General features: G+C 54.5%; 17 protein-coding genes, 1 tRNA gene and 1 pseudogene. 10 read left to right on the forward strand and 9 right to left on the reverse strand.

The features are described 5' to 3' along the window. Positions 1 to 209: 209 nt before the first annotated feature. The 3 genes and pseudogenes from RE418_RS03710 to RE418_RS03720 form a co-directional block, all read right to left on the reverse strand. Positions 210 to 1,526: an McrC family protein gene (locus RE418_RS03710; protein WP_089181611.1), complete on the reverse strand. Its 1,317-nt coding sequence runs from the start codon at positions 1,524 to 1,526 to the stop codon at positions 210 to 212. Further along, a complete protein-coding gene (locus RE418_RS03715) occupies positions 1,523 to 3,586 on the reverse strand; it encodes an McrB family protein (protein ID WP_089181610.1) in 2,064 nt (687 codons plus the stop codon). Before RE418_RS03715 ends, RE418_RS03710 begins: the two co-directional genes overlap by 4 nt. A 138-nt stretch (positions 3,587 to 3,724) precedes the next feature. Next, a pseudogene (locus RE418_RS03720) lies at positions 3,725 to 3,904 on the reverse strand (IS256 family transposase); the annotation flags it as partial. Positions 3,905 to 4,144: 240 nt separating this feature from the next. Here RE418_RS03720 and RE418_RS03725 point away from each other — a divergent pair. Further along, positions 4,145 to 7,750 (forward strand): AAA domain-containing protein, encoded by a 3,606-nt coding sequence (locus RE418_RS03725; RefSeq protein WP_217429012.1) that lies wholly within the window; start codon positions 4,145 to 4,147, stop codon positions 7,748 to 7,750. Positions 7,751 to 7,964: 214 nt separating this feature from the next. Here RE418_RS03725 and RE418_RS03730 read toward each other — a convergent pair whose 3' ends face one another. From RE418_RS03730 to RE418_RS03740, 3 genes are all read right to left on the reverse strand, one after another. Then, a complete protein-coding gene (locus tag RE418_RS03730; RefSeq protein WP_089181609.1) occupies positions 7,965 to 9,287 on the reverse strand; it encodes a type II toxin-antitoxin system HipA family toxin in 1,323 nt (440 codons plus the stop codon). Between the two features lie 4 nt (positions 9,288 to 9,291). Beyond that, a complete protein-coding gene (locus tag RE418_RS03735; RefSeq protein WP_089181608.1) occupies positions 9,292 to 9,588 on the reverse strand; it encodes a helix-turn-helix domain-containing protein in 297 nt (98 codons plus the stop codon). A gap of 491 nt (positions 9,589 to 10,079) precedes the next feature. Beyond that, positions 10,080 to 10,164: transfer RNA gene (locus tag RE418_RS03740), tRNA-Leu, on the reverse strand. Between the two features lie 279 nt (positions 10,165 to 10,443). Here RE418_RS03740 and deoC point away from each other — a divergent pair. The 5 genes from deoC to RE418_RS03765 all read left to right on the forward strand — a co-directional run bounded on the left by deoC (position 10,444) and on the right by RE418_RS03765 (position 16,381). Beyond that, the gene (gene deoC / locus RE418_RS03745; protein WP_212637134.1) at positions 10,444 to 11,157 is read left to right on the forward strand and encodes a deoxyribose-phosphate aldolase; all 714 of its coding nucleotides are present in this window, start codon (positions 10,444 to 10,446) and stop codon (positions 11,155 to 11,157) included. Between the two features lie 65 nt (positions 11,158 to 11,222). Beyond that, complete coding sequence (locus tag RE418_RS03750) at positions 11,223 to 12,752, forward strand: FGGY-family carbohydrate kinase (RefSeq protein ID WP_049294761.1); 1,530 nt, start codon at positions 11,223 to 11,225, stop codon at positions 12,750 to 12,752. Continuing rightward, complete coding sequence (gene fucP, locus RE418_RS03755) at positions 12,749 to 14,080, forward strand: L-fucose:H+ symporter permease (protein WP_049271155.1); 1,332 nt, start codon at positions 12,749 to 12,751, stop codon at positions 14,078 to 14,080. The genes RE418_RS03750 and fucP overlap by 4 nt, the downstream gene beginning before the upstream one ends. 1 nt (position 14,081) lies before the next feature. Further along, positions 14,082 to 14,474, forward strand: a complete 393-nt coding sequence (locus RE418_RS03760) for a VOC family protein (RefSeq protein WP_043136290.1) — start codon at positions 14,082 to 14,084, stop codon at positions 14,472 to 14,474. 1,262 nt (positions 14,475 to 15,736) lie between these two features. Next, positions 15,737 to 16,381 (forward strand): acyl-homoserine-lactone synthase, encoded by a 645-nt coding sequence (locus RE418_RS03765; RefSeq protein WP_043139423.1) that lies wholly within the window; start codon positions 15,737 to 15,739, stop codon positions 16,379 to 16,381. Here the strand turns inward: RE418_RS03765 and RE418_RS03770 are convergent, their stop codons facing one another. After that, positions 16,382 to 17,098 carry a LuxR family transcriptional regulator gene (locus RE418_RS03770; RefSeq protein ID WP_033636878.1) on the reverse strand — a complete coding sequence of 239 codons (717 nt, stop codon included), beginning with the start codon at positions 17,096 to 17,098 and terminating at the stop codon, positions 16,382 to 16,384. It lies immediately after the preceding gene. A 200-nt stretch (positions 17,099 to 17,298) separates the two neighbouring features. Here RE418_RS03770 and RE418_RS03775 point away from each other — a divergent pair, with 200 nt between their 5' ends. Continuing rightward, on the forward strand, positions 17,299 to 18,057 hold the full coding sequence (locus tag RE418_RS03775) for a DeoR/GlpR family DNA-binding transcription regulator (RefSeq protein ID WP_033636877.1): 759 nt from the start codon (positions 17,299 to 17,301) through the stop codon (positions 18,055 to 18,057). A gap of 61 nt (positions 18,058 to 18,118) precedes the next feature. Here RE418_RS03775 and lptG read toward each other — a convergent pair whose 3' ends face one another. Both lptG and lptF read right to left on the reverse strand, forming a co-directional pair. Continuing rightward, a complete protein-coding gene (gene lptG / locus RE418_RS03780; RefSeq protein WP_089181594.1) occupies positions 18,119 to 19,189 on the reverse strand; it encodes an LPS export ABC transporter permease LptG in 1,071 nt (356 codons plus the stop codon). Further along, on the reverse strand, positions 19,189 to 20,283 hold the full coding sequence (lptF, locus tag RE418_RS03785; protein ID WP_043139168.1) for an LPS export ABC transporter permease LptF: 1,095 nt from the start codon (positions 20,281 to 20,283) through the stop codon (positions 19,189 to 19,191). Before lptF ends, lptG begins: the two co-directional genes overlap by 1 nt. Before the next feature lie 282 nt (positions 20,284 to 20,565). Between lptF and pepA the strand changes: the two genes are divergently transcribed. The 3 genes from pepA to RE418_RS03800 all read left to right on the forward strand — a co-directional run bounded on the left by pepA (position 20,566) and on the right by RE418_RS03800 (position 25,500). Continuing rightward, complete coding sequence (gene pepA, locus RE418_RS03790) at positions 20,566 to 22,077, forward strand: leucyl aminopeptidase (protein ID WP_004933352.1); 1,512 nt, start codon at positions 20,566 to 20,568, stop codon at positions 22,075 to 22,077. Between the two features lie 84 nt (positions 22,078 to 22,161). Then, on the forward strand, positions 22,162 to 22,611 hold the full coding sequence (locus tag RE418_RS03795) for a DNA polymerase III subunit chi (RefSeq protein WP_019453292.1): 450 nt from the start codon (positions 22,162 to 22,164) through the stop codon (positions 22,609 to 22,611). Positions 22,612 to 22,623: 12 nt separating this feature from the next. Continuing rightward, the gene (locus tag RE418_RS03800; protein WP_049294759.1) at positions 22,624 to 25,500 is read left to right on the forward strand and encodes a valine--tRNA ligase; all 2,877 of its coding nucleotides are present in this window, start codon (positions 22,624 to 22,626) and stop codon (positions 25,498 to 25,500) included. Positions 25,501 to 25,636 lie beyond the last annotated feature (136 nt).

Here is a 25,636-nt window from a genome sequence, read left to right on the forward strand (position 1 = left end):
TCGCGCGGTACTTAATGGTGCTAAGGCCGGACTCGCATATAACAGACAACATACTGATATAATTATTGTTTATAAATAGTCGCGTATAATTATACCCGCACTTGTACCCACAAGTTAAAATCCGTACAAAAAATAGACGCCACAGGCGGGTAAGATATCATACTAGTACAGCACCAATATACCTAACCGTATGCAAGAGAATAACACTTTTAAATCAATGTTTTCCCATCAGGGAAACGCAGACCAGAACTTTGCAAACTTTCGCCAATGAAAAATGGCACAACCCATAAACGCAGCGGGTTATCCTTTTGATGGTTGAATTCATATGGATGAGGTAATGGCTGACTAAAACCCTCATGCGAAGGATAAATCAGCAGCATATCTCCTATTCCCTCCTGATAGTTCACACCGTAAGCCAGCATCTGGTAGAGGTCAGCCTGCGACTGTTCGAGCGTCGCCTTTCCGCTATCCACCATTTTCCATTTAACATCACAAATCATCGTCTGCTCCCAATTCTCCCCACGAGGCCGTAGATGGATATCAGGTCTAAGCTTAAATAATCCGTTGCCGTTGAGACGAACCAAGGTGTGTGAATCCACCTGTGCCTCCACGTGCCAGTTATCGTCATAACGATGACGCATCCACGCAGTCACAAAAGACTCAAATACAGCTTCCATTGGAAAGAGCAGTGAAATGGCGTTGGCGTCGCCCTGCATGCAGTGAGGCGACTGCCCCATCAAAATCAGCCGCGCCCAGGCTAAGGCAAGTTCATAGTGACGCATATGTCGGTCGAGATGTACCTGGTCGAAGGCGATGCGGGCATCACCAACAGGCGCAATATCCTCAAAGTGCACCTGCAAAGAGTTAACTTGTAGTAGTAGCTGCGGGTTACTGATCTGACGGCGGATTTTATCGATGGCAGTTTTCAGTATCCGGTTTTCCAGACGTTCGGCGCTGTAATCGTCAAACTCCACCTGAAAGCGATCCCGACGCACACAGTTTTTGCTTAATTGAGCGGAGACCCGTAACTTCCCTTTCATCCAGGGCAGATTGTCCTGCTGGTGTAAATAGTCACGCTTTAGACCCTGGCGCACAATCTGCTGTACGCTATCGACAAACTGCTGAATAAACACATCCATCAGCGGCATCTTTGAGGTTCGGACTCTGGATGCTGAAGTGGCTATATGGCGAAATGATTTTAGCGTGCGTAGCATCATCAAAAGCTGCTGACGTGCGATATCAATGTTATCATCACGCCGCCCCGTTTTTGGCAACACTTCAATAAACGCATTACCCGGAAGAGAGATAACACCAGCATAGTTTTTTACCTGCAGCGTTTTTACGCCCCCCCGACTTCCAAGGGTGAGCAGACGGTGAGTGTTATCCGCGTCATCTTTCAGGCAACGTTGCTCAAGCCACTCAAACAGCTGCAGAGGCAGAGAAACCGCATTATTTATGCGGCCACTGTCTTTGTCGCTAATCAGGTGCCCATATTCGAAGACGGTAAAGTCCTTACGTGACTTCATTCCCCACTCACCGGGTTACCTTTATGTGGCGCATAAATTTGTTGCCAGGCGAGCGGATTATCCCAAACCTTGTCGTCCTCAGGGGCTAGATGGAAACTGGCACCTATATCATGCAGATCTTCAGTTCCGTTATTGCCAAAAAGATCGGCAAACTGTTTCTGGTCTTTCACCTCGCACACGAACTGTAGCTGCGGGTTTCCGCTTTTCTGATTGTCGCCCAACACCATACGAATTTTTTGCCAGTCGTTGTAGAAGTACTCCTCCAACAGAGGCAGCACCTTGTTTCGCATGATCCGCTTGAGCCTTTCAAATGCCAGGTCTTCGTCCTCTTTTACCTGAACTACTGGGATGAAAAAGGCATGGCCAAGTGTATGTTCTCTGTCGTACAGCACCTCAATGCGGTCATTCAAGGTCTGCAGTAAACGTGGCAGATCAATACCTTTGACAACAGTTTCTTTCAGAACCGTGATATCCGGCAGCATCGCTTCAAACTCGAATCGGCGACGCAGGGCGGTATCCAGTGCGGTGAGCGAGCGGTCAGCAGTGTTCATGGTGCCGATTAAATAGAGATTATTCGGTACGCTGAACGAGCTGGAAGAGTAAGGCAGCATCACGCTAAGCGCCTCCGGTTCCCCGGCACGTTTAGAGGTTTCTATCAGGGTGATCAGTTCGCCGAAGATTTTGGAGATGTTGCCACGGTTAATCTCATCAATAATCAGAACGTAGTTTTGCCGTTTTTCAGATACAGATTCCTGTGGGTTGGAAGGCAAACCTTCCTGTTTAATGAGGTAATTAAGGATACTACGTACATATGAAGGATTGTGTACCTTTGCCTGAGGGTTTTGGTAAACCAGACTGATATTCTTGAGGTAAGCATTGTAGCCCTGCCCTAAATCCTCTTTTTTTGATTGCGACGGGAAGATACCAAAGGTGGTCTGGCTCTTGTAAGCCAGTTGGAAGGCTTTGCCCTGCAGCGTTTCAAGGGTAATGCTTCCACTTTCAGATAAACGTTCTTGTAGGCGGGCAAGCGCCTCGTCAAGCTTCTGCTGAACACCGGCGTGACCAAAAGCAGCATCTTCACAAATTTGCTTAAAAATGCCCGCTTTGATTTCGTAGCGTACATTACCATCATCGGTGGTCTCTGCTCTTAGCCCTTCGATAAACTCTTCATAGCCAAAACTCTGATGGAAGGTGATAAAGCGCACCCGCTTTTCAGCAATCAGGCGGTCATAAATCTTTTTCAGCTCACGGCGTTTTTCGTTCTCCTCTTTGCCTTCCTGCAGCGAGTAGGCTGCTGGTTCGCAGGCGCGTACGGCTAGCTCGATGGTACGGTAAGTTTTACCGGTACCTGGAGGTCCATAGAGGATAGTATTTTTTGGCAGTTGCGGGGTGGTAAGCTCCTCGTCTTGCTCGTCCTCCGGCAAGGCAGTCTCACTACCGATTAACGCAATATCATTCTTCTTCTGTATCACCTGCGTGTAGAGATGCCAGAGCGACATATTCAGTTCGATAGGATCGACATCATCGCCCAATGCTCGGTGCAACGCTTTCTTGAGATCAAGGTTGCGAGCGAACCACTCCTGAGCCTCAGAAAGGCCTAGTTGAAAATGGTTATTGCAATAGTTGTAACTGCTGAAAAAGTTGCTGACATTCACGACGTTGGTAATTTTCGACGGGTAGAGCGCAGCAAAAGCGCGATGGCAAAGTGCCCAATACACTTTGTTTAATATCCCGTCTGTTTTAAGTTTAACAAGGCGATTAATCACCCGGTCATAGTTCTCCTGCGTACACTCCTCTGCCATCTGACGGGTGAGAGCGAGCAGCTGTTTTTGCGCCATTTCGAATTCTAACTGGGACATACCACCCTGCCTGAGGCTGGAAATGCCATTACTACGTTCGTACCAAATCTGCCGAATCGTCTCAGCAGAGAAGTTGGGCTTTTCAGCTTGGATCTGTTCTACAAGTTGGCGATAGTGCTTGCCCCAGTTTGGGTTGTATTGATTGTTTTTTGCGATATGAGAACGAAAGAAAGGGGCCAATGCCGACGAATCCTGAACCATCACATACTCCGTGTGTAGGGTAATTTAAAATTGGGATACTCGCATCTTATCGAATTAATCTGAAGTTCGTCACTGCCTGTTCAGGGGAGGCAGCGAAAAATTCGAGAGCGTTCAGAATTCTGTGTTACGTTAAAAATTCTACAGCGTCATCACATTACTCATTCGCCCCTCAAAATAAATGGCTAACTGCGACAATGTCAAATTCCAGTCCTGGATGGGCATTGTCCATTTCTCCTGTGCGTTCATCAGTCACAGATAAAGCAGCTTCAACAAACTGTTTTCTGGGAAAGCCCCTTTGGTTTTGGTCAGTTTCCTGAACTAGCTGGACTGACCCCACGCTCGTAACAACGTAGTAGCCCTCCTGTGCAGTCGATCAAACAGGAAAAGTGTCTGACTCTACTGACGCCGAACGCCACCCCAAACAATGCCTAGCTAGGCAAAATACTAAAAACCCAAACTTCACAAGCCTCAATACAGCACGTATTATATAAAATATTTTTATTGATATGATGACGCGCAGGGACTAAAAAGGAAGTTTTTGTGCAAGGAACGCTCACAATGATAAGTAAAGATTCACGAATCGTTCTGGAAGCATGGCAAGAGTATATAAAGCTAAACGGTGTCGAAAAAAGCAAAATATCAGCTAGTGAACTGCACGAGTCACAACAGTTAATGCTGTCTGCGCAAGATTGCGATGAGAATGAGCGCGGCGTTTTTATCACCCTGCCACCGGCAACCCTTGCCTACCTGCGCAAGCGCTTCGTCAAGAAAGATGGGAAAGGGAATATAGAGCATATTGAACCTTTGCAAATTATGTTCCCCATCCTGCGCATTAAAGAAAAGACAAGAAATCAAAAACACGCTCGCTTTTTGCCGCTGTTTATGGCCCAACTCCCCGAGTCGCTTTTTCGTGATGAAACTACCGATAAAATCCTGCTCCCGGTAAAGGACGGTTTGCGTGTTCAAGCCATGCCTTACGCTTTCCGGGAAATTTTGAACACCGACATTGCCGAGCTGGGTGAAAACCGGCACATGATGAGCCTGGTCGGCGCCCTGACCAGCACCAAGTTCGAGAGCTTCTTTTCAGCCTTCAGCACGCTGGAAGAGTGGTTGAAAAGTAAACTTTCCAACCACCATTATGCCGTTCCGGAATCCGGCTTCAATCTGCTCATCGCCCCGCTTCACAACGACGATGGACAAACGAAAAGTGACGGCAAAGACTACGAAGCGCTGTGCGACAGCGATAACAAGTATGACTATCCGCCGCTGGAACGGTATTTGACCTACAGCCATGACGAACAACATCCTGTTCATTATCGGGATGTCGCGACCTGCGGCCTCTTTGAAGAGACCTGGCCGTTGGGCCATGGGCAAATGCAGGCTATCCAGGCCATTAATCAGGATGAGCTTCTGGTTGCCGTGCAAGGCGCCCCCGGCACGGGTAAAACGACATTATTTAAATCGCTGATTGCGCAAAAGATTGTCGAAAGAGCGCTTCGGTTGATAAACGATGATGATGTCAATCTGGGTATGCTGGTCACGTCAACGGCCATTAAAGCGGTTGAAAATATCATCGACGACTTACGCCAAGACCCGCTTACGCAGGATCTGAATTGGTTGTGGTTCCAGGCTGGTTCTAAAGAGCAAATCAATAAAGAATTACTGCGATTGGACGCCTTACTGCATTCATGGCAAAGCGAAGTGTATGAAGAACAACTGCAAACGGCCCATGCCAACGTGTTGAAAACAGGTCAGGCGGAAATCCTCCACTGTTTTACCCAATATCACGATAGCGTCGAGCAAGCCAAACAGGCCTTGCTCTCGTTTCCCGATCTGACGGCGTTCCGGGCCTATTTCGAGCAACGCCTGCAACAGCTCTCTACTGTGGCTAACGAGCATGGATTGAGTTCCACAGCATCAGGCCCCCAGTATTTAACGGAACTGCTGGTTCAGGTTGAAGCTCATCAGGAAAGCATTGCTCGCGAATATACCAAACGCATCGATGCCGAAAAACACGCGAAAGCGTTAGAAGCGACGTGGCCATTGCCCCATAGCTGGAATGAAATAGTTCAGTGGATGCAAACAAGCCCACTGCGTTCGCCGCTGGAACAGGGCTACAGCAGTTATCCTCAAACGGGCCTCGCCGCCCTGTTCGCCCGGTTTTTCTCTGCACGCCAGACGGCAATCCGTCAAAAACTGGAAAGCTTTTATCCGGAAGAATTCCACTATTTTAAATTGGCGGACCAGCCCCATACCGTTCTTGCGCAACTGGTTACGGCGACAAACTCGCTGGAAAACAACGCAGAATTATGTGCCCATTTAAATACTCTGCAAGAACCTGCTACGGACCCACAGCACAGCGCTGCGCTGGATGCATTGAGGGAAGACGTACAGGCGGTCATCGATCTCCAGATACAGCTTGAAACCGCCCGGCAAAAGGCCAATGCACTGCAAACGCATTTTCCGGAAGGCTCGTGGTGCGACATCCTTCGTCAGCGCTTTATCAAAACCCATCGTAGTATGTTCGCCGCCTCCATTGGCTATCTCTGGCAAGAGCAGTTAAAGCGGAAAAATGAGCTGGAAGACGTGTTAAGCCATTGGCGAAGCTTGCTTGGCAATGGCAAGGCCCCAAAATTTTTTTGGTGGAAAGATCGCTTCGACCAGTTCTACCGATTGTTGTCGCTCGTTTACCCGGTAATGGCTACCACATTGGTTTCCGCACGCAAGGCCGCAGGCTATCAATGGCTTAACGATCTTAACGGCCATAAGCCATGGCATTTAGCGCTTTGCGATGAGGCAGGGATGATGTCCGCAGAATCATTAGTTCCCCTGTTAAGCCGCTGTGAGCGTGCTATGGTGGTCGGTGACCCACTGCAGATCGAGCCGATACGCAATTTATCTGAAGCAGGGCAAAACCAGATACGTGAGAAATATTTCGCTCAGGACAACACACTTTTCGAACGGGTCTCACCAATGACAGTCACCGCTTATCACCGTGCGGCCGGCACGCAATCGGGACAAGTCAGCGATATTGGCAACGGCATTGTCCTGGATGAACATCGCCGCTGCCAAACGCCGATCGCCAATCTGTTCTGTAAGTTAGCAGGTTATCGCGGCATCAGTATTGAAACGGCACCAGCCAAAACTCGCATTAGCGGGGCCTTTAAAGAAATGGGCGAGCATCATTTGATGTTCTATAGCGTCGAAGGGCAAAAAGGCAGTGCGGTCAATACCAACATGGATGAAGTCGATGCCATCGAACAGTTGCTCGATAAACTGGAAGACGCCGGCTATGACCTGACACAAGATATCGGTATCGTTACCCCGTACTCCAATCAGAAAATGATGTTAATACATAGAATTGGGAAAAGACTGGATCACTATACCTCCCCCCGAATCGGCACCGTGCATCAATTTCAGGGGGTAGGTTTTGAAGTAATCATTTATAGTCCGGTAATTTATCACGCCCGCGATGGTGAAATTTTCCAGAATAAAGCGCCAAATATGTTGAACGTAGCGGTCTCACGTGCAAAACAACAATTCATTATCGTTGGCAATTATCAGCGATTGGTCAGAGCCGGGGGCTATTTAAAAACACTGGCCAATGCGGCAGCGGAAGATTTCTTACTGGAATTCGGCTCACAGCACCCGCAGTTCGATACCTTGCAAAATAGTCCGCATCGCTTAGCCTATTATCACGATTGCGAGCACATAGCGGCCTTTACCGCCCAAGCTGCCATGTGCGAAAAAGAGTTAATCGTGATTTCACCGTGGATTCGCTATGGGGAAAAAGGCGGATTTGGCCAACCACCGCAGCTAAAACTATTGGCTGAAGCTCAGCGCCGCGGCGTTAATGTGAAAGTTTACTACGGCTACTACCGACAGAACTACCAGAATGAGGATAGCGAACCGGCGTTAGTCGCACAGTATTGCGAATTGTTAGGCCACGATAACGTCATTCGTCTACCGGAAGGGACACACGAGAAACTGATTATCATCGACGGTGAACGAGTGATTCTGGGCAGTTGGAATTGGCTCTCTCATGGCTATCGACGCCATTGCGAAAGGGAAGAGTGGCAGCGGTTAGCCATACGCAGGGAAACCAGTGTAGAATTACATGACATTGATTTTATTAATGAATATAAAAATTCACATTTAATTTAAAGTAAACCTGTAAGTTAACCTAAAGCCGAACATTAGCCAAAGGTGCTCGGCTTTAGGGTGATGAGTTACGGAATAACAATCAAAATCTTTCCCCAGGAAATACTTTAACCGAAAGCCAGGCACATTATTGATGCTTCCCACAATAATCAGAAACTAACAGATCAGCTTCAGTAACATGCTCTGCATGGCCCTGCCCGCACCGAGCACTATATCACTATCGCCCTGCCAACCGCGCGCACTGCTGCCTGATACCATCAAAAATGCATTCCGCTAATTCGGCTGGGAACGAATCAGGTAGCAGTCCAATGACACAATCAATCACTCCCGGGGTTGCTGCCAGCAGCTCTTCAATAATGGATTCAACCTCCTGTTGGCCTAACCCAGTTATTTCACCGTGTTTTATCCAGTGGCGGCGTCGGATCTGGCTAAGCAGGTAATGGTTACTGCTCCCGCGAACGGCCATCGCCAGTTTGCACTTCTGCCAGGCTATCTGGTTATTACCCGGGCCAATCAGCGGCCAGGCCGATAGCACATCGTACAATGGCGTCAGGTGGTAACGATTTTGCGGTAAATGTGCAAGACTGAAATTCTTTGCGTGGCCATCTGTCGCGGCCAGCAGCCAAAAAATAATCTGCGCTTTAAAGAAGTGCCTGCGATCTGTTTCAGCCTGTTCCGAGCGACTCAGAATTTCCATAATATCGGTAATACCGGGGCCACCATCTGATTGATACTTCCTCAGCGGCGAAACGCCCAGAGCCTGGCACATATCCTCTTGCGGCAGGCGGATCCACCACTGTTTGTCGCTTGATAATTTTCTGTCAAAACGCTCAACGATCAGTGCCTTTTGATCTTCAAACTGCGCAATATGGGTACTTGCTACCGGCACACCATAGTGTTCAACAATCATGGAGCAGAGCCATTCATTCTCGATGGACGTGCGCATATCGGCCCGCATGTTTCCCACCAGGCCTAGCGCTAATTTGAAAATATGCGTGGTCGGCGTATTTCCCTCAGGTAAACACCACTGGTTGTCATGCCACAGCAGCGCCGTTTTTTCCTGAGCGCCGGCGATGGATAAACGCAGATCGTCATCCTGTCCCTGCAGCCCCGGTAACGTCGTGGCAGTATTGCGGAGCATTTCGGCGATTTGCGCCTCTGCAAGCGGACGCTGCCTGATGGAAAAGATATCAGCAGGTTGCTCACCGATATCGAGAAGCTGTATGGCACCAACACAGTCGCGACCCAGTTCGGCCAATAAATCGAAAGGGTCCAGACTGTCGGCATGATAGCGCATAGCCAAACGTCGGCGGATCCCCTCACTATCCGGCAGCAGGTTATCGAAATAATCGCGTACCACGCTACCGCGATAAGGCTGATTCCCTGGCGTGAAAGGCAAAGAAAGCGACAAAGGCCTCCCCTGACTATCTGCAATCCACTCAGGCAGATACTCCAGCCGATCTTCGCCTTTACGCTTTTCCCAGTATCCCACCGGAATACCGTTCATCCAGATAGCTAACCGTTGTTGCGAACGACGCATTTCGTCACCACTGTTCCCGTCTTGCCGGCGAGTCTATATGAATTGTAGAGATTTCTTCCGTTTCACATCCCGGAGAGGCAAGCTCTGAGGAAAACACAATTTCAATCCCCAGCACATTAAACACCCTAAAAAGGCGCTCCAGACTGGCTGATGCAGGGTTTGACTCCAGGCGCGCATAGGTCTGTTGAGTGACGCCCAGCCTCTCCGAAACGTCTTTTTGCGTCAGACCTTTTGCTTTACGAAACCCCACCAGCAAAGGGCGTAGCTGGCTCAGTGTTTTTAACGGATAGACGGTATTCATAAATAGCGGCTCGCTGGCTTATCGCTGTGTACAGATTATAGGCTGTTTTGCCCACGTTACACCTTACAGGCTGTAAATGCAAAATACAGCTCATAGGGTGTTTTACAATCAATACAGCTTATAAGCTGTTAATTTGAAGAGCAAGCTAGCTGCGGAACGGAGTGCGGACGTTTACACCATATGCGATAGCCCTGACAAAATTTATTCCGGGGCATTGGCGGCCTTCTCTAGTGCTCATCAGCGCAGGTCGCATTAATACCCGCGTGATCCCTACCTCCATCCTGGAATGCCTTGAGCCAACAGTTCCCAATAGAACGCAATTTTGATATTCAATATCAATTAGATAGGAATTAGCAAAACATCAGGAATATCCGGTTTTTACGGGGATGGGGAATGTGTCAATACAGTAAAGTGGGTAGGTAATTGCGGTAGGCAGATTCCAGGCACAAAAAAACCACCTCTCGGTGGCTTCTTGTTCGCGCGGTACTTAATGGTGCCGAAGGCCGGACTCGAACCGGCACGTATCTCTACGGTTGATTTTGAATCAACTGCGTCTACCGATTTCGCCACTTCGGCACTGAAGTAGTATGCGGAAAACGGGTGCATTATACCTTCCCGCGATCGGTGCGCAAGAGTTATCAGGCATTCAATGAGTTAAATGTCGAAAAAAGCGTCACAATCCCCATTTACCCTCTTATTGCGGCGTTTACCGCATCTTCCTCCCGCACTTTCACGCCCCTCACCACAAAACCGCAGATCCGATCACAATTTCACCAAATGATGATTTTAAAGCCATATGAAAGAGAATAAGGTGAATAAATAAAATCAAATGAAAATAAAAGAAGGATAAACGCAATGAATGAAACAACCAGACGCATGGCCAGGTTGATCGATCTGAGCGCGGTGCAGGCCACCAATACCGAGGAAGACGTGCGCCACTGCGCCGCGCTGGCCAGCCGCTATCGCATCATCTCGGTGCACGTGCTGCCGTGCTGGACGCGTTTCCTCAGTACCCTGCTGCCGGAGCACGGCCAGGCGGACGTGATGATTGGCGGGCCGGTCGGCTTTCCCGGCGGTGGGCAGACCACCGATCTCAAGGTGCAGGAGGTGCGCCAGCTGATCGCCGAGGGCGCGCGCGAGGTCGATATGGTGGTGAACATCGGTAAGGTGCTGTCGGGGGATTACGGCTACGTGCGTGAAGATCTGCGCCGAGTAGTCGAGGCCGCCGCACCGGTGCCGGCCAAAGTCATTCTGGAGACGCACTATCTGAACGAGCAGCAGATCCGTCGGGTGTGCGATATCGCCGTCGAAGTCGGCATGGTCTGGGTGAAAACCTCCACCGGCTGGGCACCGACCGGCGCCACGGTAGAGAAAGTGGCGATCATCGCCGATCAGTTGCGTGGCCGCATCCAGATCAAAGGGGCCGGCGGCATTCGCGATTTGGACACGGTGCGCGCGTTGTATCGGCTGGGCGTACGCCGCTTTGGCATGAGCGCGGCGGCCACCCAGCGCGTGCTGGAGCAGCTCGAACAGGAGCCAGGCCTGTTCCCAGAGCTGAACGATAACTAATCTTGCGCGATCCCAGCGCACGCTTCTGCGGGTGGCCCGCACCATCCGCCACGGGAGTGATAACAATGAAAGATTTACTTCTTACCCTTGATATCGGCACCGGCAGCACCCGCGCCGGGCTGGTCACCAACACCGGGGAAATCCTTGGCTTCGCCCAGCGTGAGTACGAACAGATCACGCAGCAGGCCGGTTGGTCGGAACAACCGCCTTCACTGTGGTGGCAGAGTGTCTGCCAGTGTACGCAGGAGCTGTACGCGCGCTACGCCGAATACTGGCCGCGTATCGCCGCCGTCGGCGCCTGCGGGCAGATGCACGGCACGGTCTTGCTCGATGCCGACGGCGAGCTGGTCGTCGATCGCGCCATGCTGTGGAACGACAAACGCGCGCAGCCGCAGGTGGCGCGCTTTAGCCACCAACAGCCGCCGCAGCCCTGGCTCGAACTGTTGAACAATCCCCCCACCGCCGCCTGGCCGGCGTTCAAGCTGGCCTGGCTGCGTGAGCATCACCCATCGCAGTGGGAGCGCATCGCCACGGTGTTGATGCCTAAGGATTACGTCAATTTCCGGCTCTGCGGCGTACGCGCCACCGACTACAGTGAAGCCTCCTGCTATTACCTGATGGACAGCGCCACGCTGCAGTGGTCGCCAGAGGCGCTACGGCAGTTCGGGCTGCGCGCCGATCAGCTGCCCGCCATCCACCTCTCCAGCGAGGTGATTGGCCACATTACGCCCGCAGCGGCAAGCGTTACCGGTCTGCCGCCGGGCGTGCCGGTAGTAGCGGGCACGGCGGATATGGCCGCTACCCTGCTCGGTTCCGGCGTCTATCAGGCTGGCATCGCCTCCGACAGCACCGGCACCTCCACGCTGCTCACCGTGGTCTCGGAACACCCGCTGCTCTCTGCCAGCGTCAACAACCTGCACCTGGCCAACTCGGCCTGGGGCGGCTTTACCCTGCTCGATGCCGGTGGCGACGCCATGCGCTGGGCGCGTTCGGCGCTAAGCGCCGGCCAACTCAGCCACCAACAGATGCTCGATATGGCGGCCGAGGTGCCGCCGGGTGCCGAGGGGCTGCTGTTCCTGCCCTACCTGACCGGCGAGCGGCTGGCGGAACACACCAACTCGCGCGCGCAGTTCTTCGGCCTGCAGCGCAAGCATGGGCAGCCGCATCTCTACCGCGCGGTGCTGGAAGGCGTAGCGCTGGCCTCCTTGCGTAATCTGCAGCAGCTCAGGCGCCACGCACAGGAGCCGGAGGCAATGATCGCCTCCGGCGGCGGCGCACGCAGCCCGCTGTGGCTGCAGATCAAAGCCTCGGTCTATAACCTGCCGCTGCTGCAGACGCGCAATCAGGAGAACGGCACCACCGGCTGCGCGATCGTTGCCGGGGTCGGCGTCGGGCTGTTCAGCAGTTTCGCCCAGGGGGTGAGCCGCACCGTCAGCATCGAGCGCGAATTTACTCCCGATCCACGCCAGCACGAGCACTACCTGCGCTGCTTCGAGCTGTTCGAACAGCTCTACCGCCAGGCGCAACCCCTCTACGAACAGCTTGACGTTATTAGCTCGTTCTCTTTTTCTCCGGATGAAGGAACACCGCAATGAGCGACTCTCTGATTAACAAGGGCGACATCGCGCAGCACGCCGCGGCCGAAAGTATCGACCGCAGCGCCTATCTGCCCGCCACGCCCTGGCTGCAGCTGATGCTGGTCTGCTGCCTGTTCGCCCTGTGGGGCATGGCCGGCAACCTGAACGATATTCTGATCGCCCAGTTCAAAAAAGGCTTCGATCTGTCGGATACCCAAACCGCACTGGTGCAGTCGATCTTCTTCCTCGGCTACTTCGTGATGGCGCTGCCCGCCGCAGCGGTGATCAAACGCTACTCGTACAAGGTGGCGATCGTGATCGGCCTGTGCCTGTACGCGCTCGGCTGTTTCCTGTTTATCCCGGCAGCGCAGATCATGACCTACGGCGCCTTCCTGGCCTGCCTGGGGGTGATCGCCACCGGGCTGTCGTTCCTGGAAACCTCCGCCAATACCTACTCCAGCCTGCTGGGGCCGCTGGAAACCTCCACCCAGCGCATCAACTTTTCGCAGATCTTCAACTCGCTGGGGATCATTTTTGGCGTATTGATCGGCCAGCAGCTGGTGTTCGGCAAAAACGATCCCAGCCACGCCGAACTGCTGCAGATGCCACCGGCGGCGGCCGAAGCGGCACGCACCCAGATGGTGTCACAGGTGGTCACACCTTATCTGATCATCGGCAGCGTGCTGATCGTGCTGGCGCTGATCTTCGTGGCGGTGAAATTCCCCGCCTGCAAAACCCAGCGCTCGCACCAGGGAGCGGGCAAGCCGCTGATGCAATCGCTGAAGATCCTGCTGGCGCTGCCGCGCTTCCGGTTGGGAGTGCTGTCGCAGTTCCTGTATGTCGGCGCGCAGGTAGGGCTGTGGAGTTTCACCATTCGTTTTGTGCAGATGATTGAACAGGGAGCAACCGAGCATTCAGCCACCTACTGGCTGCTGGCCACGCTGGTCTGTTACTCGGCCGGCAAGGTGGTCACCACCGCGCTGATGAAAAAGTTCAGCCCGGCGCGGCTGCTCGGCGTGTTCTGCTCGGTATGCGTGCTGCTGTTGCTGTTGGCCGTCAACATCCAAAGCCTGCTGGCGGTGGTGGCGATCATGGGCGTCAACTTCTGCATGGCGCTGTGCTGGCCAACCAACTTTGGCCTGACGATCAAAGGGCTGGGCGAAGAAACTCAGGTGGCCGGTTCGATCGTAGTGATGTCGATCATCGGCGGCGCGGTGGTGCCGTTAATCATGGGCATCATCTCCGATCTCAACGGCGGCGATATGCAGATCGCCTTCGCGGTGCCGCTGGTCTGCTTCGCCTACGTCGCCTTCTATGGCTTCTACTGCGCGCGCAAGGGGATTTGATATGGCACATCGGATTAACGGGCTGATGCACGTCGGTTTGCGCTGCGCCAATATCGAACGAGCCGCCGGCTTCTATCGTTCACTCGGTTTCGAACCCCGGCAAACGCTGGCGCTCAGCGGCCCCGTCACCGTACAGTTTTTGCAGTTGGGTGAGTTAACGCTGGAGTTATACCAGCTACCCGCCGAAGGGCTGACTCGCCCCGCCAGCGCCTATGGTATCGACCACATCGCTTTGCGGGTCACCGATCTGGCGGCCACGCAACGCTGGCTGGCGGATCTGGGCTATCCGGTGATTGAAGGGCCGACGCTGCAGCCCAGCGGCGCCAACGGCGTGCGCTATCTGATGATCGCCGGGCCGGACGGTGAGCGGGTGGAGTTCAGCCAACCGTTGTAATGTTTCTTCCCACATAGCACAAGGCCCGATGGCTGTTATAAGCCATCAGGCCTCATTCGCTTTTTTGTCAGCTCACGCGTCTTTATAACCTTGGCTCGCCGCTTGTCGGGTTATGCTTGTTACTCCCCCGATCTATGTAAACGATGCCAAATAATCCCGAACCGGGATAACAATGCTGAAAATAATTGCATCACAATAATTCAGCCAATAAAAAATATGTTTGCACAACATTTCGACAACACTATTTTTTCATCTACGGCAGTCATAACTGGAATAAGTCAATGGGAACGGGGTTGTCAGGGGAGAGATGTTATTTCTTGATATGGGATTTTATCTAGAACCAACAGAAAATAGCGTGCATACGTAACAAAACAGCAACCCAAAGCTAAAAACCAGCAGAGAACACTTGCCTCTGCTGAGTTGATAGCTTTAAGATGGTGTAAGAAAATTTTCCCTGGTGTTGGCCGATCTTGGCAGCCTGACCCTACGAGGTCAGGTTTTTTTTATGTTTTTTTCATCAAAAATTGACTAGAAAAGTGTATCGCCTTAGGGAGTTAGAAGCTAGTTAGACTAAAGTATAGTACCCTACTAGACCTTCATCAGTTCAGTTGGGTTATTATTTCACATAGCGGAAATCGGGTGCTAGCACTATTTTTCGCTCTGTATCTCAGCCGCCACGGCGTTCTATCAAGACCACCACACATTGCTCATTTCACCCAGCAGCCCAACATACCCGCAGAACCATCACGAAATAGCACCGTTCCTGTCATTACAATAATGTGATCTCTATCAGATATTTTTTAAGAGCGGACTTGGTCACGCAGGAGTACAGGTCCGAGGACATACTGTAAAAATCACACTGGCCGCCATTTTCACGCTTATTCCTCTGCGGGACGACGAAGTCATGCCTTATAGGCAAATCTTCAGTAGGAAAATATCACCAATTCACTATTAAAATAATTAAGACACCATTCATTATAAAATCACCAGTTAATATTTCGCCATGGCAGACAAGGCCGGGCAGCCCATGATAGCAATTCTGGAATCCTCTCCTGTCTTTAATCGGCCAGGCCGTTCAATTTCGCCGGCCTGCTGTGTTCACTGTGCCATTGCCCTGAAACTGCCTCGCGGCACGGCATAATAAGGTTAGCGCCGATCGCTTAAAAAGCCTTATCATTCTCACGCACCGGCATGCTCGTAGTGAAACTTCGCTGATGTTACTGGATAAAGTTATTTCTCTTAATTTATTCAAAGGTAACATTATGTTTAATATTTACAGCACCAACTACGCATCAATGAGCACCGAAAAATCAGCAGATCTTTATGTTTTAAGGAAAAATGTCTTTAAAGACAGGCTGCAATGGGCCGTGAACTGTTCAGACGGCAAGGAACTGGATGAGTTTGATAATGATAAGACAAACTATATATTTGGCGTAAAGGACAACATGATAGTTTGTGGTACCAGGATGATTGATATGAAACACAAGAATATGCTGAACAGCGCATTTTCCTCTTTCTTTCATGACATCGTCATTCCAGAAGGGAATTTCATCGAATCCACACGCTTTTTCGTCGATAAAGAAAGAACCCAGTCACTGCTGGGTCGCCGGTTCCCTGTGACTCTGGCGCTGTTCTTATCGCTGATCAACTATGCGCGGCAACACGGCTATGACGGCATACTGGCCGTCTCCAGCCATCCGATGTTGCATATCATCAAAAGCTCCGGCTGGAACGTCACGCTGCTGAAGACAGGCATATCGGAAAAGAACGAGCCCGTTCATTTGCTGTTGGGCCACGTTGATCGTCAGAGCCAGGAGGCATTAAAAAACAAAATATTCAAAAAGTTGAATACGCAAGACGAGCACATGCTAAACGCCTGGCCGTTGAGCGACGAACCTGCATTCTAATCACCCCACCGGTTTAATCAGCTGAAGTTCCATCCCTAAACGGATAGCATGCCGGGCATTCGCCACCCCCAGCTTTTTGACAATGTTCCCCATATGAAACTTGATGGTGCAGGTTTTGATCCCCAGGATCATACCCATTTCCTGGTAGGTTTTCCCTACGCTGGCCCAATAGAGGATCTCGTTTTCTCTCTCGGTAAAACGGGCGTTTTTTTCTTGGCGCGCGGTGTTTTTTTCGGACAGTGAAGTCAGCGTCAAATACATCTCATGGGTCGATGCCAGCAGCAACGAAATATCGCCTTTATGCTGATTCAGCATCTGCATGGTTTCCGCCTTGCGCTCGGCAGCGAGGGTAAAGGAAAGGGTCACCAGATTATTATTAAAATCATGCAACACGAAGGTATAGCCGTCGGCTACGCCGAATTCGCGTGCTTGCTCGAACAACTCAGAAAAGCGGAAGCCGGCACCGGCCATCAGATTTTCATCCCAGGCAAAAGGCGTCAGGCGATTGAGCGCCGTAATGACTACCGGATCGGTATATTGTAGCCCTTGTTCTTTATATTGCTTTACCCATTCACCGGGATAATTGGTAACGCCAAAGATACATGACATATCTTTCTTGGATAACACCACGTAGGCCCAGATAAGCTCGCCGAAATCGCCTAATGCCGCTTCCAGATGCTTGCTGATAATGTGACTGATATTCTCTTCATATTCCATTAACTGCCTGCCCCGCTACCCAATACGCTGCTGGGTAGACTATACCAAAAAGGATCGACGCGCCGTAACCTTCACATCTCGCACGGATAATGCCCGGTGGAATATTGCCCTCGGTGGCCGGCAAGCGCTTTGCCTGCCGCCGATACGCGGGGTATATTAGCCGCACGTCCATTGTGCCTGTCAGGAGTGAATGAGTGAGCATGTTCGCAGAAGAGCGCCAGGAAAAACTCCTCGCCATTCTCAAGGAGAAGCGCAAGCTCTCCGTGGGGGAAATGAGCTCGCGCTTTAACGTCTCCGGCGCCACCATCCGCACCGATCTGCGCATTCTGGAAGACGCCGGTATGCTGACACGCACCCACGGCGGCGCCATTCTGCGCACCCGCGCCAGCTTCGAGGTCGGCTCTGATCAGCGTGAAGAGGTGAACCTCAGCGCCAAGGAGCAAATCGGTCAATTGGCCGCCGGCCTGGTGGAAGACGGCGACATCATCGTATTGGATACCGGCACCACCACCCTGCAGATCGCCCGCCATCTGCGCCAGCGCCGCAACCTGACCGTGGTCACCAACGATTTCATGATCGCCAAGAGTCTGGAAGACGTCGAATCGATCCAGATCATCCTGCTGGGTGGCATCGTCAAAAAGGGTTATCACTGCGCGGTCGCCATCAACGGCCGTTCGCTGCTTGATACGCTGAACATCGACAAGGCGTTTATGGGTGCCAACGCATTGTCGCTGAAACAAGGCGCCTGTGTGGCCGACATCATGCTGGCCGAAACCAAGCGCGCGATGGTGGAGCATGCCAATCAAGTGATCGTAGTGTGCGATCACTCCAAGCTGAGCAACACCTCGCTGGCGCAGTTCGCCTCCCCTGCACAGATCGATACCCTGGTGCTGGATCGCCTGCCGGAAGATGCGCAGGCCTATCAGGATGCCGGCATCGCGCTGCTGAGCGTCAGCTAATCCTCCCAGTAAAAAAGGCGCGGCCCCACGGCCACGCCTTTCTTCACTACCGATCGCCCCGCTACTTGCGTTTGAGCAGCATATACACGCTGATCAGCAGGAACAGCATGCTCGGCAGCAGCGCGCCCAGCACCGGCGGCATGCTGTAGACCATGCTCAGCGGGCCGAAGATCTGATCCAGCACGTAGAACAGGAAGCCGAAGCTGATGCCGGTCACCACGCGGATACCCATCGGCACGCTGCGCAGCGGGCCGAAGATGAACGACAGCGCCATCAGCATCATCACCGCCACCGACAGCGGCGAAAAGATTTTGCTCCACATGTTGAGCTGGTAACGGTTGGATTCCTGGCCGCTCTGCTTCAGGTACTTCACGTAGTTGTGCAGCCCACTGATGGAGAGCGAATCCGGATCCAGCGCCACCACGCCCAGCTTGTCCGGGGTCAGATTGGTTTTCCATTCGCCGGCCAGCGTCTGGGTGCCGGTCACCTGTTTCGGGTTGGTCAGATCCGAGGTGTCCACCTGCGAAAGCTGCCACAGGCCGTTCTCGAAGCTGGCGGTAGCGGCATAGCGCACCGTTTCCAGGCGACGCTGATCGTTGAAGTGGTAGATGTTCACACCGGAGAGTTCTTTATCGCCGGAGACGCGCTCGATGTAGATGAAGTCATTGCCGTCCTTCGCCCACAGCCCGCTCTTGGTGGAGAGCAGCGAGCCGCCGTACATCTGCTGGGCGCGGTAGTTGCGCGCCATCTGCTCGCCCTGCGGCGCTACCCACTCGCCGATCGCCATGGTCAGCAGCACCAGCGGAATGGCGGTTTTCATCACCGAGCCGGCGATCTGCAGGCGGGTAAAGCCGGAAGCCTGCATCACCACCAGTTCGCTGCGCGTCGCCAGTTGGCCCAGGCCGAGCAGCGCGCCAAGCAGCGCCGCCATCGGGAAGAAGATCTCGATGTCTTTCGGCACGCTCAGCAGGGTGTACATGCCGGCGCTCAGCGCGGTGTACTCGCCCTGGCCGACCTTGCGCAGCTGATCGACGAACTTGATGATGCCGGACAGCGACACCAGCATGAACAGCGTCATGATGATGGTGTTGAAAATCGTTTTACCGATATACCGGTCTAATACGCCAAACATCAGGCCGCTCCTCTCAGGCGTGCGCGCAGCTTACGCATCGGCACGGTATCCCACAGGTTCAGCGCCAGCGCGATCGCGAAGTAAACGCCGTTAACCAGCCACAGCCACAGCATCGGATCCAGCTTGCCCTTGCCGGCGTTGGAGCGCAGCGAGGTCTGCAGCAGGAAGAAGATCAGATACAGCAGGATGGCCGGCAGCATGCTCAGCACGCGGCCCTGGCGCGGGTTCACCACGCTGAGCGGCACCACCAGCAGCGCCATCAGCGCCACCGAGACCACCAGCGTCAGGCGCCAGTGCAGCTCGGCGCGCGCGTCCGGATCGTCGGACTCCCACAGCGTCTGCATCGACATCTGTTCGGATTCGGTGTTATCGGCCGCCACGGTGCGGTGGCCAATCACCGCCTTGTAGTCGGTGAAGTCGGTAATGCGGAAGTCGCGCAGCAGCGCGGTGCCTTCAAAGCGGGTACCCTTGTCGAGCGTCACCACCTGCGAGCCGTCTTTCTGCTGCACGATGTTGCCGTGCTCGGCCACCACCACCGACGGGCGTTGGTTGCCGTTCGGTCGCAGCTGCGCCAGGAACACGTCGTTGAAGGTGCTGCCCTTCACGTTGCCGATAAACAGCACTGCGTTGCCGTCCTGCGAGGGTTTGAACTGCCCTTCCGCCAGCCCGGCGATGCTCGGGTTGGCCTTGGCTTCGTTCACCACCACGTCCTGATAGCGCGAAGCCCAGGGGCCGGCCCAAAACACGTTCACCGCCGCGATCGCAGAGGTGAGCAGCGCCAGGATCATGGCGGCGATAATCAGGGTGCGCTTGCCCAGCCCGCAGGCGTGCATAACGGTGATTTCGCTCTCGGTATACAACCGCCCAAGCGTCATCAGCAAGCCGAGAAACAGGCTCAAAGGCAGGATGAGCTGCGCCATTTTCGGCACGCCCAACGCGAGCAGAGAGAGTACTAAGTTTGTCGGGATATTGCCGTCCACCGCGTCGCCCAACACCCTGACCAAATTCTGACAAAAGAAGATCAGAAGCAGGATGAACAGGATGGCGATTTGGCTCTTGAGCGTTTCCCGTACCAGATATCTTATGATGATCACGCTTATTACGCCTGTGAAAACTTGTCTTTTTGCAGGAAAATCGATAATTTCATCGTTAATCCGCCATTTATTCTCATCATATGGCAACCTTCACAGCTAAAATAGTATTACAACATCAAGCCGTTTGGGTGTCCTATAGGAACTTGCTTATAGTCGCCAAAACAGAGCAATTTATGCCGTTCAGGTTAACATAATCCGTTAACTCAAATGGCAGGAGATCGTTACGGAGTCGGTTATTCTAGCCGTAGCGTCCGCCTTTGTCTTTAAGATTCAGGAGAGTGCATGGAGTTCAGTGTAAAAAGCGGTAGCCCGGAAAAACAGCGCAGTGCCTGTATTGTAGTCGGCGTTTTCGAACCGCGCCGCCTGTCCCCTATCGCAGAACAACTCGACAAAATCAGTGATGGTTATATCAGCGCATTGCTGCGCCGTGGCGAACTGGAAGGCAAGGTCGGGCAGACGCTGCTACTGCACCATGTGCCCAACATTCTCTCCGAGCGCATCCTGCTGATCGGCTGCGGCAAAGAGCGCGAGCTCGATGAGCGCCAATACAAGCAGGTGATCCAGAAAACCATCAATACCCTCAACGACACCGGCTCGATGGAAGCGGTCTGCTTCCTGACCGAGCTACACGTGAAAGGCCGCAACACCTACTGGAAAGTGCGTCAGGCGGTAGAAACCGCCAAAGAGACGCTCTACACCTTCGATCAGCTGAAAAGCAACAAGGTGGAACCGCGTCGTCCGCTGCGCAAAATGGTGTTCAACGTGCCGACCCGCCGTGAGCTCACCAGCGGCGAGCGCGCTATCCAGCACGGCCTGGCGGTGGCTTCCGGCATCAAGGCGGCCAAAGATCTCGGCAACATGCCGCCGAACATCTGTAACGCCGGCTACCTGGCCTCGCAGGCCCGTCAGTTGGCGGACGCCTTCAGCACCAACATCACCACCCGCGTCATCGGCGAACAGCAGATGAAAGAGCTGGGCATGAACGCCTATCTGGCGGTCGGCGCCGGTTCGCAGAACGAATCATTGATGTCGGTGATGGAATATAAGGGCAACCCAAATCCGGACGCTAAGCCGATCGTGCTGGTAGGCAAAGGGCTGACCTTCGACTCCGGCGGCATCTCGATCAAACCGGCCGACGGCATGGACGAGATGAAATACGACATGTGCGGCGCAGCAACCGTGTACGGCGTGATGCGCGTGGTGGCGGAGCTGAATCTGCCGCTGAACGTGATCGGCGTGCTGGCCGGCTGTGAAAACATGCCGGGCGGCCGGGCGTACCGTCCGGGTGACGTGCTGACCACCATGTCCGGCCAGACCGTCGAGGTGCTCAACACCGACGCCGAAGGCCGCCTGGTGCTGTGCGACACCCTGACCTACGTCGAGCGCTTTGAGCCGGAGCTGGTGATCGACATTGCCACCCTGACCGGCGCCTGCGTGATCGCCTTGGGCCACCACATCACCGGCCTGATGTCGAACCACAACCCGCTGGCGCACGAGCTGCTGGGCGCTTCCGAGCAGGCCGGCGACCGCGCCTGGCGCCTGCCGATGGCCGACGAGTACTACGAGCAGCTGGACTCCAACTTCGCCGACATGGCGAACATCGGTGGCCGCCCTGGCGGTGCCATCACCGCCGCCTGCTTCCTGTCGCGCTTCACCCGCAAGTACACCTGGGCGCACCTGGATATCGCCGGCACCGCCTGGCGCTCCGGTAAAGCCAAGGGCGCGACCGGCCGCCCGGTGGCGCTGCTGTCTCAGTTCTTGCTCAACCGTGCAGGTCTGAACGGCGACGATTAAATCTGAGCGGTAATTCAGGTATAATCCCAAGGGGCACAGCATGCTGTGCCCCTACATTTTTTTATCGGCAGCGGTGGATCCTTAATGAAACAGGCGACGTTTTATTTGCTCGACAACGCGGAACCGTCTGGTGCGCTCAGCGCCCATGAGGCCGTGGCCTGCGCCGTTGCCGCCGAACGCTGGCGTGCCGGCAAGCGGGTGCTGATCGCCTGCGAGAGCCAGGAGCAGGCCCAGCGGCTGGACGAAGCGCTGTGGCAGCGCGAGCCGCATGAATTCGTGCCGCACAACCTGGCCGGCGAAGGGCCGCACTACGGCGCGCCGGTGGAACTGTGCTGGCCCGGCAAGCGCGGCAACGCCCCGCGCGATCTGCTGATCGCCCTGCTGCCGCAGTTTGCCGATTTTGCTACCGCTTTCCATGAAGTGGTAGACTTCGTTCCTTACGAAGACACTCTGAAACAGTTGGCGCGCGACCGTTACAAGGCCTATCGCAGCGTCGGCTTCCATTTGACCACGGCTACGCCGCCAACTCACTGAATACGATAAAGAATGGAAAAGACAAACAGTCAGCTCGACACCGCATACGACCCAAAACAGATCGAACAGAAGCTGTACGATCACTGGGAGAATCAGGGTTACTTCAAGCCGAACGGCGACACCAGCCAGGAAAGCTTCTGCATCATGATCCCGCCGCCGAACGTCACCGGCAGCCTGCACATGGGCCACGCGTTCCAGCAGACCATCATGGACACCATGATTCGCTATCAGCGCATGCAGGGCAAAAACACCCTGTGGCAGGCGGGCACCGACCACGCCGGCATCGCCACCCAGATGGTGGTGGAGCGCAAGATCGCCGCGGAAGAAGGCAAAACCCGCCACGACTACGGCCGTGACGCGTTCATCGACAAAATCTGGCAGTGGAAGGCGGAATCCGGCGGCACCATCACCCGCCAGATGCGCCGTCTGGGCAACTCCGTGGACTGGGAGCGCGAGCGCTTCACCATGGACGAAGGCCTGTCGAACGCGGTGCGCGAAGTGTTTGTCCGTCTGCACAAAGAAGACCTGATCTACCGCGGCAAGCGCCTGGTGAACTGGGATCCGAAGCTGCGCACCGCCATCTCCGATCTGGAAGTGGAAAACCGCGAGTCCAAAGGTTCCATGTGGCACCTGCGCTACCCGCTGGCCGACGGCGCGAAAACCGCCGAGGGCAAAGACTATCTGGTGGTCGCCACCACCCGTCCGGAAACCGTGCTGGGCGATACCGGCGTGGCCGTCAACCCGGAAGATCCACGCTATAAAGACCTGATCGGCAAAGAGATCATTCTGCCGCTGGTCGGCCGCCGCATCCGCATCGTCGGCGACGAACACGCCGATATGGAAAAAGGCACCGGCTGCGTGAAGATCACCCCGGCGCACGATTTCAACGACTACGAAGTCGGCAAACGCCACGGCCTGCCGATGATCAACATTCTGACCTTCGACGGCGACATCCGTCAGGAAGCGGAAGTGTTCAACACCCTGGGCGAAGTCTGCACCGACTACTGCAACGAAATCCCGGCCGAGTTCCGCGGCCTGGAGCGCTTCGCGGCGCGTAAAGCGGTGGTTGCCGCCTTCGATCAGTTGGGCCTGCTGGACGAGGTCAAACCGCACGACCTGACGGTGCCTTACGGCGACCGCGGCGGCGTGGTGATCGAGCCGATGCTGACCGATCAATGGTACGTGCGCACCGCGCCGCTGGCCAAAGTGGCGGTGGAAGCGGTCGAACAGGGCGACATCCAGTTCGTACCGAAGCAGTACGAAAACATGTACTTCAGCTGGATGCGCGACATTCAGGACTGGTGCATCTCGCGTCAGCTGTGGTGGGGCCACCGCATCCCGGCCTGGTACGACGTGAACGGCAAAGTCTACGTGGGCCGCAGCGAAGAAGAAGTGCGCAGCGAGAACAACCTGGGCGCTGACGTGGTGCTGACCCAGGACGAAGACGTGCTGGACACCTGGTTCTCGTCCGGCCTGTGGACCTTCTCCACCCTGGGCTGGCCGGAGCAGACCGAGGCGCTGAAAACCTTCCACCCGACCAGCGTGATGGTCAGCGGCTTCGACATCATCTTCTTCTGGATCGCGCGCATGATCATGCTGACCATGCACTTCATCAAGGATGAAAACGGCAAGCCGCAGGTGCCGTTCAAGACCGTCTACATGACTGGCCTTATCCGCGACGACGAAGGCCAGAAGATGTCCAAGTCGAAAGGCAACGTGATCGATCCGCTGGACATGGTCGACGGCATCTCGCTGGAAGATCTGCTGGAAAAACGCACCGGCAACATGATGCAGCCGCAGCTGGCGGAGAAAATCCGCAAGCGCACCGAGAAGCAGTTCCCGAACGGCATCGAGCCGCACGGCACCGACGCCCTGCGCTTCACCCTGGCGGCGCTGGCTTCGACCGGCCGCGACATCAACTGGGACATGAAGCGCCTGGAAGGCTACCGCAACTTCTGTAACAAGCTGTGGAACGCCAGCCGCTTCGTGCTGATGAACACCGAAGCGCACGACTGCGGCTTCAACGGCGGCGAGAAAGTGCTGTCGCTGGCGGATCGCTGGATCCTGGCCGAATTCAACCGCACGGTGAAAGCCTACCGCGAAGCGCTGGACACCTACCGCTTCGATCTGGCGGCCAACATCCTGTACGAATTCACCTGGAACCAGTTCTGCGACTGGTATCTGGAGCTGACCAAGCCGGTGGTGAGCAACGGCAGTGAAGCGGAACAGCGCGGCACCCGCCACACGCTGATCACCGTGCTGGAAGCGCTGCTGCGCCTGGCGCACCCGATCATTCCGTTCATCACCGAAACCATCTGGCAGCGCGTGAAGCCGCTGACCGGCACGACCGCAGACACCATCATGCTGCAGCCGTTCCCGGCCTACGACGCCGCGCTGGAAGACGAGCAGGCGCTGAACGATCTGGAGTGGATCAAGCAAACCATCATCGCCGTGCGCAACATCCGCGCCGAGATGAACATCGCGCCAAGCAAAGCGCTCGACGTGCTGCTACGCAACTGCAGCGCCGACGCCCAGCGCCGCGTGCAGGAGAACCAAAGCTTTATCGCCCGTCTGGCGCGCCTGGAATCCATCGCGCTGCTGCCAGCCGGTGAGAAAGGCCCGGTCTCCGTCACCAAGCTGGTGGACGGCGCCGAGCTGCTGATCCCGATGGCCGGCTTCATCGACAAGGACGCCGAGATCGCGCGTCTGGCGAAAGAGATGGGTAAACTGGATGCGGAAATCGCTTCGATCGAAGGCAAGCTGGCGAACGAAGGCTTCGTGGCACGCGCGCCGGAGGCGGTGGTCGCCAAAGAACGCGATCGTCTGGCGGCCTGCAAAGAAGGCAAAGTGAAGCTGCAGGAACAGCAGGCGACCATCGCCGCACTGTAATCCACCGGCTCACGCCAACGCCTGAAAAACAGCGGGGTCTTCCCCGCTGTTTTTTTATCGCCGTTGCATCCGGGCCGGGTTAGATGTTATTACAAGATATTACTGCTGCAGGGACGCCGCCGGGAAATAATCCCCG

The organism is Serratia sp. szju, assembly GCF_044594185.1.
Classification (GTDB): Bacteria; Pseudomonadota; Gammaproteobacteria; order Enterobacterales; family Enterobacteriaceae; genus Serratia; species Serratia bockelmannii.

Coding starts and splice junctions, on each gene's coding strand:
- RE418_RS03710 (WP_089181611.1), bottom strand. CDS start 1,526: ATGAAGTCACGTAAGGACTTTACCGTCTTCGAATATGGGCACCTGATT.
- RE418_RS03715 (WP_089181610.1), bottom strand. CDS start 3,586: ATGGTTCAGGATTCGTCGGCATTGGCCCCTTTCTTTCGTTCTCATATC.
- RE418_RS03725 (WP_217429012.1), top strand. CDS start 4,145: ATGATAAGTAAAGATTCACGAATCGTTCTGGAAGCATGGCAAGAGTAT.
- RE418_RS03730 (WP_089181609.1), bottom strand. CDS start 9,287: ATGCGTCGTTCGCAACAACGGTTAGCTATCTGGATGAACGGTATTCCG.
- RE418_RS03735 (WP_089181608.1), bottom strand. CDS start 9,588: ATGAATACCGTCTATCCGTTAAAAACACTGAGCCAGCTACGCCCTTTG.
- deoC (WP_212637134.1), top strand. CDS start 10,444: ATGAATGAAACAACCAGACGCATGGCCAGGTTGATCGATCTGAGCGCG.
- RE418_RS03750 (WP_049294761.1), top strand. CDS start 11,223: ATGAAAGATTTACTTCTTACCCTTGATATCGGCACCGGCAGCACCCGC.
- fucP (WP_049271155.1), top strand. CDS start 12,749: ATGAGCGACTCTCTGATTAACAAGGGCGACATCGCGCAGCACGCCGCG.
- RE418_RS03760 (WP_043136290.1), top strand. CDS start 14,082: ATGGCACATCGGATTAACGGGCTGATGCACGTCGGTTTGCGCTGCGCC.
- RE418_RS03765 (WP_043139423.1), top strand. CDS start 15,737: ATGTTTAATATTTACAGCACCAACTACGCATCAATGAGCACCGAAAAA.
- RE418_RS03770 (WP_033636878.1), bottom strand. CDS start 17,098: ATGGAATATGAAGAGAATATCAGTCACATTATCAGCAAGCATCTGGAA.
- RE418_RS03775 (WP_033636877.1), top strand. CDS start 17,299: ATGTTCGCAGAAGAGCGCCAGGAAAAACTCCTCGCCATTCTCAAGGAG.
- lptG (WP_089181594.1), bottom strand. CDS start 19,189: ATGTTTGGCGTATTAGACCGGTATATCGGTAAAACGATTTTCAACACC.
- pepA (WP_004933352.1), top strand. CDS start 20,566: ATGGAGTTCAGTGTAAAAAGCGGTAGCCCGGAAAAACAGCGCAGTGCC.
- RE418_RS03795 (WP_019453292.1), top strand. CDS start 22,162: ATGAAACAGGCGACGTTTTATTTGCTCGACAACGCGGAACCGTCTGGT.
- RE418_RS03800 (WP_049294759.1), top strand. CDS start 22,624: ATGGAAAAGACAAACAGTCAGCTCGACACCGCATACGACCCAAAACAG.